This window comes from Rhodococcus sp. NPDC059969 (genome assembly GCF_042738325.1).
Lineage (GTDB): Bacteria > Actinomycetota > Actinomycetes > Mycobacteriales > Mycobacteriaceae > Rhodococcus_F.
The window spans coordinates 332,566-349,417 of record NZ_JBHWUF010000001.1 but is presented as its reverse complement, the minus strand read 5'-3'; the positions used below and the strand labels follow the sequence as shown (position 1 = coordinate 349,417).

At 63.8% G+C, this 16,852-nt stretch carries 13 protein-coding genes; 9 read left to right on the top strand and 4 right to left on the bottom strand.

The features are described 5' to 3' along the window. On the top strand, positions 1-2,071 hold a 2,071-nt coding region (locus tag ACFWAD_RS01630; RefSeq protein WP_378540820.1), incomplete at its 5' end, for a beta strand repeat-containing protein. A 10-nt stretch (positions 2,072-2,081) separates the two neighbouring features. On the opposite strand, the gene ACFWAD_RS01625 is transcribed toward ACFWAD_RS01630, so the two are convergent. After that, a complete protein-coding gene (locus ACFWAD_RS01625) occupies positions 2,082-2,921 on the bottom strand; it encodes a hypothetical protein (protein ID WP_378540818.1) in 840 nt (279 codons plus the stop codon). 93 nt (positions 2,922-3,014) lie between these two features. On the opposite strand from ACFWAD_RS01625, the gene ACFWAD_RS01620 reads away from it, so the two are divergent. Both ACFWAD_RS01620 and ACFWAD_RS01615 read left to right on the top strand, forming a co-directional pair. Next, positions 3,015-3,770 carry a 1-acyl-sn-glycerol-3-phosphate acyltransferase gene (locus ACFWAD_RS01620; RefSeq protein WP_230817678.1) on the top strand — a complete coding sequence of 252 codons (756 nt, stop codon included), beginning with the start codon at positions 3,015-3,017 and terminating at the stop codon, positions 3,768-3,770. Between the two features lie 3 nt (positions 3,771-3,773). Next, positions 3,774-4,508 (top strand): lysophospholipid acyltransferase family protein, encoded by a 735-nt coding sequence (locus ACFWAD_RS01615; RefSeq protein ID WP_378540815.1) that lies wholly within the window; start codon positions 3,774-3,776, stop codon positions 4,506-4,508. Positions 4,509-4,533: 25 nt separating this feature from the next. Here the strand turns inward: ACFWAD_RS01615 and ACFWAD_RS01610 are convergent, their stop codons facing one another. Then, on the bottom strand, positions 4,534-5,241 hold the full coding sequence (locus ACFWAD_RS01610; protein ID WP_378540812.1) for an Ltp family lipoprotein: 708 nt from the start codon (positions 5,239-5,241) through the stop codon (positions 4,534-4,536). 190 nt (positions 5,242-5,431) lie between these two features. Here ACFWAD_RS01610 and ACFWAD_RS01605 point away from each other — a divergent pair, with 190 nt between their 5' ends. Beyond that, complete coding sequence (locus ACFWAD_RS01605; protein WP_317553712.1) at positions 5,432-6,253, top strand: HAD family hydrolase; 822 nt, start codon at positions 5,432-5,434, stop codon at positions 6,251-6,253. Between the two features lie 37 nt (positions 6,254-6,290). Here ACFWAD_RS01605 and ACFWAD_RS01600 read toward each other — a convergent pair whose 3' ends face one another. Further along, positions 6,291-8,294, bottom strand: coding sequence for an N-acetylmuramoyl-L-alanine amidase (locus ACFWAD_RS01600; RefSeq protein WP_378540809.1), 2,004 nt, complete (start codon positions 8,292-8,294; stop codon positions 6,291-6,293). Positions 8,295-8,625: 331 nt separating this feature from the next. On the opposite strand from ACFWAD_RS01600, the gene ACFWAD_RS01595 reads away from it, so the two are divergent. After that, complete coding sequence (locus tag ACFWAD_RS01595) at positions 8,626-10,188, top strand: SpoIID/LytB domain-containing protein (protein WP_378536516.1); 1,563 nt, start codon at positions 8,626-8,628, stop codon at positions 10,186-10,188. 104 nt (positions 10,189-10,292) lie between these two features. Here ACFWAD_RS01595 and ACFWAD_RS01590 read toward each other — a convergent pair whose 3' ends face one another. Continuing rightward, a complete protein-coding gene (locus tag ACFWAD_RS01590) occupies positions 10,293-11,786 on the bottom strand; it encodes a PucR family transcriptional regulator (RefSeq protein WP_003943944.1) in 1,494 nt (497 codons plus the stop codon). A 170-nt stretch (positions 11,787-11,956) separates the two neighbouring features. Between ACFWAD_RS01590 and ACFWAD_RS01585 the strand changes: the two genes are divergently transcribed. The 4 genes from ACFWAD_RS01585 (at position 11,957) to ACFWAD_RS01570 (ending at position 16,838) form a co-directional block, all read left to right on the top strand. After that, a complete protein-coding gene (locus tag ACFWAD_RS01585; RefSeq protein WP_378540807.1) occupies positions 11,957-13,378 on the top strand; it encodes an amino acid permease in 1,422 nt (473 codons plus the stop codon). A gap of 90 nt (positions 13,379-13,468) precedes the next feature. Further along, positions 13,469-14,650: a thiolase family protein gene (locus ACFWAD_RS01580; protein WP_007731825.1), complete on the top strand. Its 1,182-nt coding sequence runs from the start codon at positions 13,469-13,471 to the stop codon at positions 14,648-14,650. 2 nt (positions 14,651-14,652) lie between these two features. Beyond that, positions 14,653-15,804: an acyl-CoA dehydrogenase family protein gene (locus tag ACFWAD_RS01575; RefSeq protein WP_283306458.1), complete on the top strand. Its 1,152-nt coding sequence runs from the start codon at positions 14,653-14,655 to the stop codon at positions 15,802-15,804. Between the two features lie 110 nt (positions 15,805-15,914). Further along, positions 15,915-16,838 carry an MBL fold metallo-hydrolase gene (locus tag ACFWAD_RS01570; protein ID WP_378540804.1) on the top strand — a complete coding sequence of 308 codons (924 nt, stop codon included), beginning with the start codon at positions 15,915-15,917 and terminating at the stop codon, positions 16,836-16,838. The last annotated feature ends 14 nt before the right edge of the window (positions 16,839-16,852 follow it).

Below are 16,852 nucleotides of genomic sequence, written 5' to 3'. Positions count from 1 at the left end.
GGCTACGGCGATTACCGGTGCGGCGGTTGATCTGACGGCGACGGTGGCTCCGAGCACTGCTGTGGGTTCTGTGCAGTTCAAGTCGAATGGTGTGGCGATCGGTTCTCCGGTGACGGTTTCCGGTGGGACCGCGACTCTGTCGCATGCGTTCGATACCGCTGGCGCTCAGAGTGTTACCGCTGACTTCACTGCCGGTGCGGGCTTTGTGAGTTCGTCGGCGTCTGCTCAGACGGTGACGGTGTCCGATCCGGCTCCGGTTGATGTCGAGACGACGACGTCACTGTCGGTTCCGGCTGCGGCGATTACCGGTGCGGCGGTTGATCTGACCGCGACGGTTGCTCCCTCGAACGCTGTCGGTACGGTGCAGTTCAAGTCGAACGGCACGGCGATCGGTTCTCCGGTTGCAGTCTCCTCGGGTGTTGCGACATTGAGCCATTCGTTCGATGTTGCTGGCGTGCAGAGTGTTACCGCTGATTTCACTGCGGGCGCGGGGTTTGTGAGTTCCTCGGCGTCGGCTCAGACGGTGACCGTGTCGGATCCGGCTCCGGTTGATGTCGAGACGACGATGTCACTCTCGGTTCCCGCGACGGCGATCACGGGTACGGCGGTTGATCTGACGGCCACGGTTGCTCCGAACACTGCTGTGGGTACTGTGCAGTTCAAGTCGAACGGCACGGCGATCGGTTCTCCGGTGACGGTTTCCGGTGGGACCGCGACTCTGTCGCATGCGTTCGATGCTGCTGGCGCTCAGAGAGTTACCGCTGACTTCGCCGCTGGTGCTGGCTTTGTGAGTTCGTCGGCGTCGGCTCAGACGGTGACGGTCTCTGATCCGGCTCCGGTTGATGTCGAGACGACGACGTCACTGTCGGTTCCGGCTACGGCAATCACGGGTACTGCTGTTGACCTGACGGCCACGGTTGCTCCGAACACTGCTGTGGGCACTGTGCAGTTCAAGTCGAACGGCACGGCGATCGGTTCCCCGGTGGCAGTGACTGGCGGTGTTGCGACATTGAGTCATTCGTTCGATGTTGCTGGCGCTCAGAGTGTTACGGCTGATTTCACTGCCGGTGCAGGCTTTGTCAGTTCGTCGGCATCAGCTCAGACGGTGACGGTCTCGGATCCGGCTCCGGTGGATGTGGAGACGACGACGTCACTCTCGGTTCCCGCGACGGCGATCACGGGTACGGCGGTTGACCTGACGGCGACGGTTGCTCCGAACACTGCTGTGGGCACGGTGCAGTTCAAGTCGAACGGCACGGCGATCGGTTCGCCGGTTGCAGTTGCTTCGGGTGTTGCGACGCTGTCGCATGCGTTCGATGCTGCTGGTGCGCAAAGCATTACCGCTGATTTCACTGCGGGCGCCGGATTCAAGAACTCGGTTGCGAGTGCGAAGTCTGTTCAGGTCAGCGTTGCCGACCAGGAATCCGTAGTTGAACTGAATGTCCCCACCGACGCCAAAACTGGTGTGGCGAAAGACTTGTGGGCATCCGTCCGGACGTCGTCGGATGACGCTGTCGGTGTCGGTACCGTGCAGTTTTACGACGGCGGCGTTGCAATCGGCGGTCCTTCAGCGGTGACGGCCGGAGTTGCTGGTCTGTCGCATACATTTAATTCTGCTGGTGCACACAGCATCACGGCGGTGTACTCGGGCGGAGCCGGTGTAATCGGGTCTTCGGCGCAGGCTCGAACGGTGAATGTGACGGATCCTGCGCCTTCGGATGTCACCACGGAAACTGTGGTGACGGTGCCTGCCGATGCCGTCGTGAACAAGTCGGTGACCCTGTCGGCGGCTGTCAGTTCGGTGCAGAACGGTGGAACCGTGCAGTTCATGGATGGGGACACCCCGATCGGTGACGCTGTTGCGGTGGTCAACGGGATCGCGGCGCTCAACCACACCTTCACGACAACTGGCACGCACTCGATCACGGCAATTTACAGCGGCGCAGCCGGATTCACGGGCTCGACCTCGACTGCCCACGCAATTCAGATCAAGGCTGCAACCGGCGGTGGCTCAGGCAGCCTCGGTTCCGGCAGTGCTGGTTCGAGCGATTTCCTTCCGTTCGGTTCCTGACCGGAACAGTTCAGGTCGCGGCCCCGAGGCAATATCCCTCGGGGCCGATCGACAGGGTGAACTGCATCGAGCGTGAGTTACCGGTTCCGTCGCTGACGGGCAGGGTGACACGGACGTAGTCGCCGCGAACCGGAGTGACTGTTGCAGCTTCGGCGTCGAAAGACTTGATACCGGCCAGCTGATTCGGATCGAGCTTGAGTGGCGGCTGGCCGGTGGCGCCGGTGCCGTCCGGATCCCACGGGCTGTTGCCGGGGCAGATCAGCGGATAGAACGTCTCGACGTCGCGGGTATTGACCGGCCGTCCCGTGGCGCGTGAGAGAAACCTGACGACGGCATGGGAAGCGTCGGCCGGGGTGTAGAAATTGGATTGCCCCGCAGGGAAGACGAACGGGCACGCATATCCGGAGGCGATCTCCGAGCGCTTGGCGGCGACGGAGAGCCCGCCGCCACTCCACGTGACCGCGTACTGGCCGTCGATACCTGGTGCTGAGATGGCCGTCAAGATGGCGGGCACATCCGAATATCGGTCGGCGATCGTTGTGGGCGGGATCGTCCAGCACGCGTTGGTGAGCGCGTCCACGTCCAAAGACACCAGGTCCGTCGCCCAGGCTGCCAAGGCCGGCGCAGCGGCCGGATTGCCGGGTACGTCACCAACCGGCGGTGGCGCGACCGGCGCGGCGGGCGCAATAGTCGTCGTGGGTGCGAGAGTGGTTGTCGTCGTGGTTTCCGTCGTCGGAGGCGAAGGTTCGTCCGTCAGGATTCCCGTCCGTCCGTCGTCCTCACATGCGGTTATCGCCAACGTCATGGCGAGTGCGACTGCCCCCACTGCCGCTCGTCCTGCCGACTTCATTCGTTCGTACGCCCCTTTTGCGACATTCTGACCAACATCCACCCCAGAACTGCTGCGGGTCAGATCACGGATTCCCGTCTACGCTAGCGAACTGTGGATCCCGTTTACAGAACAGTCATCGGCATCGCCCGTACCGTCTTCGCTTTCGAGGGCCTGAAGTTCTCCGTCAAGGGAGAGCAGAACATCCCGGCGTCCGGTGGCGCCGTGATCGCGATCAACCACACCGGGTACATGGACTTCACGTATGCGGGACTGCCGGCGCGGACCCCGAAGCGCTACATCCGGTTCATGGCCAAGAAGGAAGTCTTCGACAACAAGATCTCCGGACCGATCATGCGGGCCCTCAAGCACATCCCGGTCGATCGCGGGGCCGGCGCAGACTCCTACAAGGCAGCCGTCGATTTCCTCAAGCGCGGCGAATTGGTGGGCGTGTACCCCGAAGCCACGATCAGTCGGAGCTTCGAGATCAAGGAATTCAAGTCCGGTGCCGCCCGGATGGCGATCGAGGCGGGCGTCCCGATCGTTCCCGTCGTCATCTGGGGCGCTCAGCGCGTCTGGACGAAGGGTTATCCGAAGCGTTTGGGCCGCACCAACACTCCTATCTCCATTGCCGTCGGCGAGCCGATCGCGCCCTTCGAGCCGGCGAGTGAGCTGACGGCGAAGCTGCACTCGACAATGCAGGAGTTGCTGCTCGATCTGCAGAAGAACTACGACCATCCGGCAGGTGAGTACTGGGTGCCTGCCCGCCTCGGTGGCAGCGCGCCGACGCTCGAGCAGGCGGACAAGATGGACGCCGACGAAGCCGCGGCAAAAGCCAAAGCACGCGAGGCGCGGAAGTCCGAAGGCTGACCGATGTCCTTCGAACCCGTTTACACCGCCGTCGAGGTAGTCGCGCGTGGTCTGAGCGGTTTCCAGGGTGTGAAGGTCACCCGCACCGGGACTGAGAACGTCCCGGTGTCCGGTGGCGCCGTCATCGCGATCAACCACACGAGCTACCTCGATTTCATCCCGGCCGCTCTGGCGGTCGGCACTGCAAAACGCAAGCTCAGGGTGATGGCCAAGGCCGAGTTGGCGGACAACAAGGTACTCGGCTTCCTCATGCGTGGATGCGGAGTCATCGAAGTCGATCGCTCTGCCGGAGCGCAGGCGTATCGAGCCGGAGTCGACGCCCTGAAGCGGGGCGAGTTGGTGGGCGTCTACCCGGAGGCGACGATCAGCCGGAGCTTCGAGATCAAGGAAATGAAATCCGGGGCAGCTCGGATGGCCATCGACGCCGGTGTTCCGATCATTCCGCTGATCGTCTGGGGCGCCCAGCGGATCGTCACCAAGGGCGGACCGAAGAATCTGGGCCGCAATCACTTCCCGATCTCGGTGGAAGTGGGCGCACCGATCGATCCGGTCGAACCCGCCGAAGCCTTGAGCGAGATCCTGCGCATCGAGATGGATGCAATCCTGCGCCACGTGCAGGACGGGTTCGTGCACGAGCCCGGGGCTTACCGGGTGCCTCGTCGACTCGGCGGTGGTGCACCCACACCGGAGGAAGCCGCCGCAATGGACGCACAGGAACGAGCGAAGCGGACGCGCTGAGAGAAGGGCGCGGTGCGCTGATGCGTCAGTACACGGCGTCAGCTCCGTACTCGGCCTGCTCACTCGTGAAGCCCTCGTATTCGAGCTGCTCGATCAGTCCGGACCTGGAGAACGACGTCATCTCGAGGTATTGCTCGGCGCTCAGTGCAGCCTGCTTGTTCCAGTCCGCGTTCAAATTATCCACCGCGTACGTCGCATCCTCGGTGGAGAACCCTTCGTACTCGAGCTGTTCGATCAGTCCGCTACGGGAGAAGGCAGTCATGTCGATGTACTGCTGGGCAGATCGGACGGCGTTCCGCTGACCGGAACTGACCTGCGGCCTGGCCGGGGCAGGCGCAACTGTCGGAGTGACCACAGGTGCAGGCGCCTGGTAAGTGGTCGTCGTGGGCGCCGCCACCTTGCTGGACGGCGGGGCGGGAGCAGCGGGCGGCGCACTGACGATCGGTGCGACAGCTGCAGGCGTCGTAGAAGCAGTGGTAGTCGGTGCAGCGGTGGTGGTCGGTGCAGCGGTGGACTTCGAGTCGTCCTTGTCGCGTCCACCGAGGAGGCCTGCGACGACGAGCAACACGACGACCGCACCGGCAATCCACGGCCACTTCCTCGACTTCTTCTCAGGATGCGGTTGCGGCGGAGGCACCTGGAATTGAGGCTGCGAGTTCCCGTAAGGCTGGGAGTTCCCATAGGGCTGGGAGTTCCCGTAGGGCGGCGGGGGCAGATCGGGCGGCACGGACATGGGCGTTTCTCCCTTTGTGAAAGTCGTGTTCTCCCGCAATAGATACCAGACCGGTCGGACTGAAATGCGATTTGTGCGAATCTCTCGAGGTTTCGCGATGTCCGGTGCGGTGCGGACGCGCGAAGCGGGCGCGCTGAACGAGACCGTCGTACCGGACGGGCACAATGGCGGTGTGAGCCCAGACCGTCGTATCAGCCCTGACCGCCCGACCTTGGTCGCCTCCGATGTCGACGGCACCCTGATCGATCACGACGAGTTGGTCAGCGCCCGCACCCGCGCCGTCGTGCATGCCGTCGTCGAATCCGGCACGCCGTTCCTACTGGCAACCGGGCGTCCTCCGCGTTGGATTTCGCCCGTCGTCGAAGGCTTGGGATACGCGCCACTCGCCGTCTGTGCCAACGGAGCCGTTGTGTACGACAGCTACGCCGACCGCGTCCTCAGTGCCGCGACCTTGTCGGTGGACGCACTCACCGAACTCTCCGAACTGGCTCTGGTTGCACTCCCCGGGTCGGGTTTGGCCGCGGAACGGGTGGGGGAGAGCGCACATGACGCCGCCACTCCGCAGTTCGTCAGCTCACCGGATTACGAACACGCCTGGCTCAATCCGGACAACACCGAGATGTCCGAGGACGAAGTGCTTGCGGCGCCTGCCGTCAAACTCCTGATTCGTCGTCCGGGCATGACCAGCACGGCGATGTACGACACGCTCGCCCCACACGTCGGTGCGCTCGCCGACATGACGTACTCCACCGAGAACGGACTGATCGAACTTTCGGCGCCGGGAATCACGAAGGCATCGGGACTGGTTGCCGCCGCGGAGCGGTTCGGTTTCGACCTGTCGGGTCTGGTTGCCTTCGGGGACATGCCCAACGACATCCCGATGCTGGGGATGGCACGCCTCGGCGTGGCTATGGGGAACGCTCACCCCGAAGCCAAAGCCGCAGCGGACGAGGTCACGGACACCAATTCGGAGAACGGGGTCGCAAAAGTCCTCGAGCGCTGGTGGTCGTAGAACCCACCAGCGCCCGAGGACGTGTACTGCTCGGCTGTCAGCCGACAGGCGCGCTGTTGGCCATTTCCTGGGCAAAGGTTTCGTTGTAGGTCTTGAGGACCTTGGTGACCATGCCGGTGATCTGGTTGAAGATCAGCGAACCGTTCTCGAAGTCGCTGCGCAGGCCGTCCGGGATCGAGTACTCGTCCGAGATCGGCAATCCGAGTTCACCAGCGTCGGAACCGAAGCTCTGCCACGACTTGAAGATCTCGCCGAGCACGGTGAACACTCCGCCGTTGGGTGAGGTGTAAACAGCGCCGTTCTGGAACAACGCACCCTGGTTGCCGAGTTTCGCCTGCAGGATTCCGGACAGCGCCTGGCCGAGGCGTCCGAGGTCACCACCTTCGGCGATCCACTTCTGCGCAAGCGGTGAATTGTCAGTGATCTTCAGAATCTGGGTGACCAGATCCGGGATCGACGATCCGGTGCCACCGGTGACCGTGTCGACCGGAGTGGTCGGCTTGGGCGCAGGCGTCGACGGATTGGAGGGGTTCGACGGGTTCAACGATCCCCCGATGTTCGCGGCCGCGATGTTCCGGATGTCGTTCATGTGTGCGTATGCGGCATCGCCAGGGCAAGCCGTGTTTCCGACGTCGCGGTGCGCGAAGATGATCGGCAGATCGACTGCTGCGCCTTGCGGGTACGGCGTGAACTCGGTGCCCTCGGAGTACATAGTCGTTCGGCCCTTCGGGTCGAGGCCGGCCAGGCCGAGCTTCCAACCGAGGAACTTGCCGACGGCGTTGAGCGTCGCCTGCGAAGGCTCGACGGTCGAGTAGTCACCCATCATCGCGATACCGGTGGTGTTCTCGTTGAATCCGCCGGCGTGTGCGCCCTGCACTGCCTTGTCGAGTCCGCCTGCGCGGCCTTCGAAGGTCTGACCGTACTTGTCGACGAGGACGTTGTATCCGACGTCGCACCAGCCGAGAGTCCGTGCGTGGTAGGCGTAGATCGAGCGGACGATGCCGGCCGATTCTTCCTTGGTGTAGTTGTTGCTACCCGCGGTGTGGTGAACGGTCGCGCCGCCGATGAAGTCGTCGTACGTGGGGGAGTCGCACCGAAGTGACTCGTCTGCTCCCCACTGTGCGCGGGTGATGACGGACGGTCCGCTGCCGCCGAGCGGCGCTGCGACCGCCTGCAGATTGCTGTCTGCCTCGCTGGCGCCCGGGTCGATCAACACGGCGGTGACGGCATCTGCCGCCGTCGTCACCTGGCGAAGCGGCTTGGACACCGAAGCTGGGGTGTACCCGAGTTCGCCGGTGGCCGCGGGTGCTTCAGCAGGCGCAGGCGCCTCAGCGGGTGCGGCTTCCGGAGCCGGTGCGGCTTCCGGCACGGGTGCTGCTTCCGGAGCCGGAACCGGCACAGCCTCGGCTGCGGGGGCAGCGGCACCCTGCGGAGTGAGGATCTGGATGGACTTGGTGGCGCCGACGAAGACCGGTTCGGTGGCGGTACCGGAGTTGGTGGCCTGATCCGAGCTGGCGGAGTCGATGGCGTCAGGGGTGAACCACGGGCCCCAGGTGCCGTCTTCGGCGAGGGCGCGGACCTTGGACTGCGCCGAGGCGATCGTGTCCGAGGTCAACGCGACCATGCTGAACGGAGTGTCGCGGGTGACTTCCTTGACCACTGCGCCTGGCTCTTCCAGGGAAGGAACCGGAGCGGTCTCGGTCGGGCCGCCGGGAGCAGCGGGTGCCGGGAACAGCTCGGTCGGCAGCGTGACCCCGGGAGGTAGCGGGATTTCGGTCGGGAGCTTGAGGTTTCTCAGATCACCGAGGTTGATGTCGGGGAGATCGAGACCGGTCAGCTCCTTGACCGGAATGATGATGTCGGGCACCGACGCGAGGAGCACCTCTGCGATCTGGGTCGGCACTGCTACTGACGTCGTTTCGTTCGCGGAACGTACATCGGACGTAGTGCTCGTGAAGCCGTAGACCGCAAAAGGACTTGCGACAGCCACTGCGGCTACAGCCCCGAGTACGAGCGAGGGCTTCGGTCGACGGTGTGGCAAGGGATTACTCCTCGGTTGTAGTTACTTGCGAGCGAACTTCAGGGCCGATGACGGCCGTGAACGGAATCCTTCAAAACCGGATCCGAGCAGGTCGGATGCCATGTTCTGGGGTTGAACTCCAGTTTTCGGACGCGTACGTCTGCAACTCGTGATGCTGGTGTGACTCGTGTGACTGGTGTTGCTAACTCCAAACACTCTTGCCACACTAGTCACAAAAGTCCATAACGCTCAACCTTAGGGTGAGACTTTAGTTAAATCGTTGTGGACTGGCCTGCGCGCGGAGTACCGACTTCGCGGACTCGTGAGGCCGGTAGCGATGAGGAGAGCATTGATGGCGAGAAGCGGAAGAAGCGGAACTGCAGGTAAGAAGCCTGTGTCCGGTCGCGCAGGTCGCTTTCTGGTGGGCGGACCCGGGAGGCGAACCTCACTGATGCGGGTCTCGGTCCTCGGACTCGTTCCAGCTCTCGCACTCGGCGTCGCGATCGGAGGTTTCACGCAAATCCGCGCTGACGAGCCGTCGATTTTGCACGCCGTCGCCGCCGATACACAATTCACGCTCTCCGGTCACGGCAACGGACACGGCCGGGGAATGGGTCAGTGGGGCGCTTACGGCTACGCCAAGAATGACGGGTGGTCCGGCGAGCGAATCCTCAGTCACTACTACGGCGGAACTGTCCTGGACTCCATTCCGCCCGCGCAGATGAGTGTGCGGCTCACGGCCCAGGACAACTCGACGCTCGACGTCTACTCCGACGCCGGCCTGGTGGTCAACGGCCAGCGCACCGCGCCCGGCGAGGCTGCCCACCTCACTGCACTGCCCGGTGGCGGTGCACAGGTGGTCGTCACCAGTGGATGTGGTGGTGGGGTCGTCTGGGAAGCGGTCACCGATCATCCGTGGGTGGACCCGGTGGATCTCGGTCCTGATCGACCCGCCGACCAGTTCCTGAAGCTGTGCGACAACGACGCGCCCTATCGTGGTGCCCTCGGCGTAGTGCTCGACAACGGCTCGGCGCGGACGGTGAATCTTCTCGACATGGAGGATTACCTGCTCGGCGTAGTGCCGGTGGAGGCAAAGGCGGAATGGGCGGATTCCGGTGGGGCCGAAGCACTCCGGGCTCAAGCCGTGGCAGCGCGCTCGTATGCTGCAACCGAACATCGGTCCTCGTACGCCGACACCTGCGACACGCAGGACTGCCAGGTGTACGGCGGGGCGGGCAAGGAAGATCCCCGCACCACCGAAGCGGTTCGCTCCACCGCCGGCGCCGTTCTGTCACGTGACGGCAAGATCGTAGCCACTGAATTCTCTTCGTCCACAGGAGGTTACAGCTCCGGCGGTGAGTTCCCGGCCGTCGAAGATCTTGGCGACGCGCTGTCTCCCAATCACGATTGGACCGTGAATCTGACCGCAGGGCAGATTGCGGACGCCTTCGGCGTCGGCGAGCTGCAATCACTCAAGATTCTCTCGCGCAACGGGTTCGGCACCGACGGTGGACGAGTGACGGCAGTCGAGGTGGTCGGTACAGGCGGCACGGTCGGTGCCACCGGAATGCAATTCCGTCAGAAACTCGGCCTGAAATCGGACTGGTTCACCATCGGTGACGGTGCCGGTGTGGTAGTGGCACCGGATTCGGAATCGACAGTGCCGGAATCCAATTCGCAATCCCTGGATCCATCGGGTACGGTTACGGAGACGCAGATCGAGAAGAAGTATCGGGAGCTCGGCGGTGAAACCGGCTCTCTCGGTGCTCCTGTCGGCCCGGAGATGCAGTTGCCCTCCGAAGCAGGCACTTTCCGTGTCTACGAAAACGGAACCATCATCTGGACAAAGGTTTTGGGTGCGCAGGTAGTTGATGCCAACGTGCTCCGCGAGTGGATACCGACGGGCGGAAGCTAGGGGAAGGTCGGTCGGTAGCGACTCGCACGTATCGACTCTGAAGGGTCTCCGCCGCAATCCGGTGGGGGCCCTTCAGGTCGCTTCAGGGGATATCGGTCGACTTGTCAGATGGTCGGAGCGTCGCCGAGCAGACGGTACTCGAGCCACAACTCCGCGCGTTCCGTGGGGGAGCCGAGATCGAGCTGAAGAAGGCTCTCGATCCGAGCGAGTCTGCTGCGCAACGTATGTCGATGAATATTCAGCGCTGTTGCTGCGGCGTCGCCCACCCCGTTGTGTGCCAGCCACATGGCCAAGGTCCGGTAGAGATCGCTACCGCCCTTCGCTTCCAGAAGCGGGCGCAAGTGTGCCGCCGCGAATGCCGTCGAGCGATCCTGGTCGAGAAATGCGGACAATCCGCTCTCCGAGAGTTCGGCGAACCGCATCGAAGGCAGGTTGCGGGCACCGGCCTCGGCTGCTGCTTGCGCTGCTTGGCGTCTGGCGCGCGAGAGATCGTCCCACCACAGCATGTCCGACACGCCGACGGTGACGTCGATTTCGTTGACACGGGCGAGGATTCGCCCGCTGTCGGTAGCCGAGACGACGGCAATCAGTGCACCGTCGGTGATGCCGAACGCCAGATCGCGGCTGAGGCCGTCGAGCAGTGAGACGGACACGCTCTCGAGCAGGCCGCTGGGACCCGCTACGTGGAAGACCTGGAAAGGTTCGACCGGAAATCCTCCCCATAGTTCACCGGAGATGTTGCGGGCGAGCGCATTCTGGCCTTCGAACAGTTGATGCATCGCAACGGTGCGCAAGTGGTTCATCGTCAACTGCGCATCTCGGGTCCGAGCCGTCATCAAGGTGAGCAGAGATGCGGCTGCGATGACGATGCCCTGATTCAGCGAACCGACGGCGCCAGGGCAACCGGCGACGAGGTATCCCATCAGCTTTCCCCTCGACGTCAGCAGGGGATGGGAGATGACGTCCTCGTTCTCACTCGTGAGGAAGCTGACCTCCATCGGGCGAGCATCGCGCTCAGGGGCCGTTCGCTCGATTCCCGCGGCCGCGGCGGTGTGCGAGATCTCGACGGTATGACCGGCCGAGTCCAGCAGTGCTGCCCATCCGCCGATCAATTCCGCCACCCGTCGTACGACCGCCCGGGTGCCGTTGACCGTCACCGCAGCTTGAAGTAGTCGCCGCAGGCTCTGGTAGTTGCTGCGCAGCGCTTTCATGTCGTCGTCGGATTGCGCCTTCGACACCGCTTTGGTCAGGGCGATGAAAGGTGTTCGCAAAGGGACGTCGAGTAGGGGCACACTGAAACGGGTGGCCGCATCCACCAGAGTCTGCGGCGCCTGCTCGTATCCGAGGCCGGTTCCGAAACCGATTCCGGCAATTCCGGCCGCAACCAGGGTTCGTACGAATCGGGTCGTTTCCGCGGCCGTCGTCGGTAGTGACACCCCGGTGATGAGCAGTAGTTCACCGCCGTCGAGGAAAGGCGTCGGATCGGGAAGTTCGGAGACATGTGCCCAGGTCAGGGTGCGATCGAGCTGGTCGTGCCCAGCCAGGACGCGAAGGCCGAACTGTTCGGTCGCACAGAGTTGACGGAGCGTGATGGGCATGGGTCCAGTCTGGCACCCCGAACCCGCCACTTTGTAGTGCCTGCGGTCACGTTTGTACAAAGTGGAGCCTGACGCGAGCTTGCCGAAGGTCCGACACTGGCGCTATCGAAATTGCGCTCCAGCAGAGCGTCACCGAGATCCACGTCCCGAACAGCCAACGAGGAGTACTGATGTCCAGTACAGAACCGCCCGCACTTCAGCACACGCTGAAGAAGCGGCATCTGTCGATGATTGCGATCGCGGGCGTCATCGGCGCCGGACTGTTCGTCGGCTCCGGTGTGGCGATCCAGGAGACGGGCCCAGGCGTCCTGATTTCCTACGCACTCGCCGGCGTCGTCGTCATCCTCGTGATGCGCATGCTCGGTGAGATGTCGGCAGCGTCGCCGGAAACCGGTTCGTTCTCGTCGTACGCCGACAAGGCCATCGGCCGCTGGGCGGGCTTCTCGATCGGCTGGCTGTACGCGTGGTTCTGGATCATCGTGCTCGGCATCGAGGCCACCGCCGGTGCCCTCATCATGAATCGCTGGGTTCCCGGCGTTCCCCAGTGGACCTGGGCATTGATTCTGATGATCGTGCTGACGCTGACCAACATCATCTCGGTCAAGTCCTTCGGTGAGTTCGAGTTCTGGTTCGCGTCCATCAAGGTCGTCGCCATCATCGCGTTCCTCGGCATGGGTGTCGTGGCGATCTGCGGATGGATGCCGGGCGTCGAAGCACCGGGAATGACCAACCTGACCGGTCACGGCGGTTTCCTGCCGAACGGAACAGGAGCCATGCTCGCCGCAGTCCTTGTGGTCGTGTTCTCGTTCTTCGGCGCCGAAATCGCGACCATCGCCGCCGGTGAATCGGCCAACCCGCTCGAAGCCGTTCGCGCAGCCGTCAAATCCGTCGTCTGGCGAATCCTCATCTTCTACATCGGCTCGATCGCCGTTGTCGTCACGCTGCTTCCCTGGGACAGCGCGTCCGTCGCGCTCAGCCCGTACGTCGCCGTCATGGACTCGTACGGCATTCCGGCCGCAGGCAACATCATGGACGTCGTCGTCCTCACGTCGGTTCTGTCCTGCCTCAACTCCGGTCTCTACACCGCGAGCCGCATGATCTTCTCCCTCGCCGGCCGCGGCGACGCCCCCAAGTCGCTCTCACGTATCGAGAAGACCGGCGTACCCATGCGCGCGGTTCTGGTCTCGACGATCGTCGGCTTCCTGACCGTCGGCATGAACTACCTCTCCCCGGACAAGGTCTTCCTGTTCCTGGTCAACTCCTCCGGTGCGATCGCGCTGTTCGTCTGGCTCGTCATCTCGGTGTCCCAGCTGCGCACTCGCCGCAAGCTCGAAGCGTCGGGCCAGGAGCTGGAGCTGAAGATGTGGTTCTTCCCGTACCTGACCTACGCCACGATCGCAGCCATCATCGCGCTCTGCATCGGCATGCTCACTCTGGACTCGACTCGCAGTCAGATGTTCGTGTCCCTGGGACTCGCAGCGATCCTCGTGGGTATCGGGCTTTACCGCTATCGGAACGACAAAGACCCCGAAGACGCCGAAGCCACTGAGACCGAGGTCGTACCGGTGGCCGAGAGCGCTCCCACACCCTGACACCAACGTCCCCATCTGCGAGATACTTCGATGTCCTAGTATCGGCCACGGACGAAGAAATCGACGTGAGCACAGCAGATGGGGACAATCATGACCACACCCGAACCGATCGTCATCGTCGACGGGGCCAGGACCCCCGTCGGTAGCTTCGGCGGCGTCTTCAAGGACGTCCCCGCACACGAGCTGGGCGCCGCAGCAGCCAAGGCCGCGCTGAGCCGCGCCGGCGTTGCACCCGAAGACATCGACGAGGTCGTCATGGGCTGCATCGGCCAGGTCGGCCCCGACGCCTACAACGCACGACGCGTGGGCATCGCCGCCGGGCTGCCCGAGAACGTCCCCGCCTACACCGTCAACCGCCTCTGTGGCAGCGGCCTGCAGGCCGTGTGGTCTGCGGCGATGCAGATGCGCTGGGGCGCAGCTGCCATCACCCTCGCCGGCGGCGACGAGAGCATGTCCCGCATGCCGTTCTACGACTTCGCTGCCCGATCCGGCTACAAGCTCGGCGATCGCAGCCTCGTCGACGGCACCGTCGCCATGCTCACCGACCCGTTCAGCAAAGCCCACATGGGCCGCACCGCCGAAGCCGTCGCCCGCAAGTACGGCGTCAGCCGCGAGCAGCAGGACGAGTTCGCCGTCGAATCGCAGCGCCGCGCCGCTACCGACGCAGCGAAGGCAGCATTCGCCGAGGAAATCACTCCCGTCGAGACCGGTGGTCGGCGCTCCGTCACAGTCACCGAGGACGAGCATCCCAAGCCCGGAACCACCGTCGAAACCCTCGCCAAGTTGCGCCCCGCATTCGAAGAGGGCGGATCCGTCACTGCCGGTAACGCGTCGGGCATCAACGACGGCGCCGGCGCACTCGTCCTCGCGACGGGCACCGAGGCAGCCAAGCGCGGCCTCACCGGACTGGTCACGCTCGAAACAGTCACGACAGCAGCCATGGAGCCCGGCCTGATGGGCTACGCTCCCGTGCTCGCTCTCGAAAAGCTCTTTGCGCAAACAGGATTGAAGCCCTCCGACATCGGCACCGCCGAGGTCAACGAGGCGTTCGCTTCGCAGGCCATCGCCGTCATCCGTGACAGTGGCCTGGATCCGGAGAAGACCAACCCGTACGGCGGAGCAATCGCCCTCGGACACCCGGTCGGCGCCACCGGAGCCATCCTGACCCTGCGCGCGGCCCGCGACATGGTCCGGCGCGACCTCGAATTCGGCATCGTCACCATGTGCATCGGCGGCGGACAGGCACTCGCAGCCCTGCTGAAGCGGGTCTGATCATGGCGACCAAGCGCAAGCCGTCGTGGCACGACGACGAGATCACCGCAGTAGCCGAACTGGCCCGTGGTTTCTTCGATCGTGAACTGATCGCCAAGCGTGAGCAGTGGGACGCTCAGCATCGCGTCGACCGATCCGTGTGGCTCGAAGCCGGCAAGCTCGGCCTGCTGTGCTGCTCGATTCCCGAGGAATACGGCGGGGGCGGTGGAACTTTCGCGCACGATCTCGCTGTCTTCGAGGCGCAGGGCTATTGCGGTGACTACGCACTCGGCAACTCGGTGCACAGTGGCATCGTCGCCCACTACGTCCTCGAGTACGGCAACGAAGAGCAGAAGAAGGCCTGGCTGCCTGGCATGGCCACGGGTGAAATCCTCGGCGCCATCGGAATGACCGAACCCGGAACAGGTTCCGACCTCAAGGCCATCACCACCTCCGCGATCCGCGACGGTGACCACTACGTAGTGAACGGGTCGAAGACCTTCATCACCAACGGTGGCAGCGCCGACATGATCGTGCTCGCCGTCAAGACCGATCCCAAGGCCGGGGCCAAGGGAGTCTCGCTCTTGATCGTGGATCTTCGTGACTGCGAAGGCTTTGCCGTCGGCCGCGTGCTCGACAAAGTCGGTCAGCACGGCGCCGATACGTCCGAGCTGTCCTTCACCGACGTTCGCGTTCCGGTCTCGAATCTCCTCGGCGAGTCCGAGGGTCTCGGTTTCGGTCAACTGATGGCGCAGTTGGTGCAGGAACGCCTCATCATCGGCGCGCAGGCCATCGGCACCATCGAGCGTGCGGTCGAGGAGACCGTCGCATACACCAAGGCGCGTCAAGCGTTCGGGCACAGTCTCTTCGAGTTCCAGAACACCGCCTTCGAGCTGGCCGAGTGCCAGACGATCGCACGCACCTGCCGTGTCTTCCTCGACAACTGCATCGAGGATCACCTCAACGGCGAGCTGGACGGCGCAGACGCCGCGATGGTCAAGTACTGGCTCACCGAGCAGCAATGCGCCGTCGTCGACCGGTGCGTGCAGCTCTACGGCGGATACGGCTACATGCGTGAATACCCGATCGCGCGCATGTACGAGGACTCCCGCGTCCAGAAGATCTACGCCGGCGCCAACGAAGTGATGAAGGGCATCATCGCGAAGAGTCTTTGATCACCGGCGTCGAAAACCATTGACACCGACCAGGCACCCACCGAGCATTTCGGTGGGTGCCTTTGTGTGTGCCCACAAGCGGTATCGAGCTGTTCGGAAGGCAAACACTGATGAGCTTCACCATCGACGTCGGGTCGGCACGCGTCACCCAACTGACAGAGCTGGCGCACTGGCCGTTTCCGCCGCGAGAGCTCTTTCCCCAGGCGAGTGAGGCCGAGATCAGTGAAGCGTCGGCGCGGCTGACACCGGAGTTCTTCGACGAGGGTAGTGGTGACCTCGTGCTTGCCATCCACACCTACCTGGTGGAGATCGGCGGCAAGGCGATCGTCGTCGACACCGGCAACGGCAACAGCAAGCACCGGCCGAACCTCTTGCCGCATCACATGTTCGGCACCGACTACCTCTCGCGCTTCGCAGCCACCGGCGTTGCCGTGGACGACGTGGATCTGGTGGTCAGCACACATCTGCACCCCGACCACTGTGGTTGGAACACCAACCTCGACGCCGAAACCTGGCGGCCCACCTTTCCCCGCGCGACCTACATTTTCGACCGCACCGAACTGGCCGCGCTCCAACAACTGGCCGCCGACGGTCCACACGAAGGAGTGGTCTCGGATCTCGCGCAGACCTTCGAGGACAGCGTCCGTCCCGTTCTGGACGGGGCGAAGTGGGCGGCAGTCGACGACGGCCATGTCCTGGCCGAGTCCGAAGGCACAAGCGTCGTCGTGCGCAGCGCGCCCGGTCACACGCCGGGTCACATCGTGATCGAGATTCGCACCGCCGACGGTGGCGCCGTCATCTCCGGCGACGTGATCCACCATCCGATTCAGTTTCTGTACCCGGACCTCAGCCAGGGCGGTGACGCTGACCCCGACATCGCCAGGGACACCCGCCGAGCACTTCTCGAACGCTGCGCGTCGGAGGGACTCCTTCTTCTTCCCGCGCACTTTCCGGTCGACGAACCGATCACCATCGGTTTCGATGCGACGGGTGTGCCGAGTGCCGTGGGTCTGATCGGTCTCGCAGCGTCCTGACTTGCCGCATCGGC

What these genes read in the sequence shown, in the direction of transcription:
- ACFWAD_RS01595 (WP_378536516.1), top strand. Translation starts at nt 8,626, where the DNA reads ATGGCGAGAAGCGGAAGAAGCGGAACTGCAGGTAAGAAGCCTGTGTCC.
- ACFWAD_RS01580 (WP_007731825.1), top strand. Translation starts at nt 13,469, where the DNA reads ATGACCACACCCGAACCGATCGTCATCGTCGACGGGGCCAGGACCCCC.
- ACFWAD_RS01615 (WP_378540815.1), top strand. Translation starts at nt 3,774, where the DNA reads ATGTCCTTCGAACCCGTTTACACCGCCGTCGAGGTAGTCGCGCGTGGT.
- ACFWAD_RS01610 (WP_378540812.1), bottom strand. Translation starts at nt 5,241, where the DNA reads ATGTCCGTGCCGCCCGATCTGCCCCCGCCGCCCTACGGGAACTCCCAG.
- ACFWAD_RS01625 (WP_378540818.1), bottom strand. Translation starts at nt 2,921, where the DNA reads ATGAAGTCGGCAGGACGAGCGGCAGTGGGGGCAGTCGCACTCGCCATG.
- ACFWAD_RS01590 (WP_003943944.1), bottom strand. Translation starts at nt 11,786, where the DNA reads ATGCCCATCACGCTCCGTCAACTCTGTGCGACCGAACAGTTCGGCCTT.
- ACFWAD_RS01575 (WP_283306458.1), top strand. Translation starts at nt 14,653, where the DNA reads ATGGCGACCAAGCGCAAGCCGTCGTGGCACGACGACGAGATCACCGCA.
- ACFWAD_RS01570 (WP_378540804.1), top strand. Translation starts at nt 15,915, where the DNA reads ATGAGCTTCACCATCGACGTCGGGTCGGCACGCGTCACCCAACTGACA.
- ACFWAD_RS01585 (WP_378540807.1), top strand. Translation starts at nt 11,957, where the DNA reads ATGTCCAGTACAGAACCGCCCGCACTTCAGCACACGCTGAAGAAGCGG.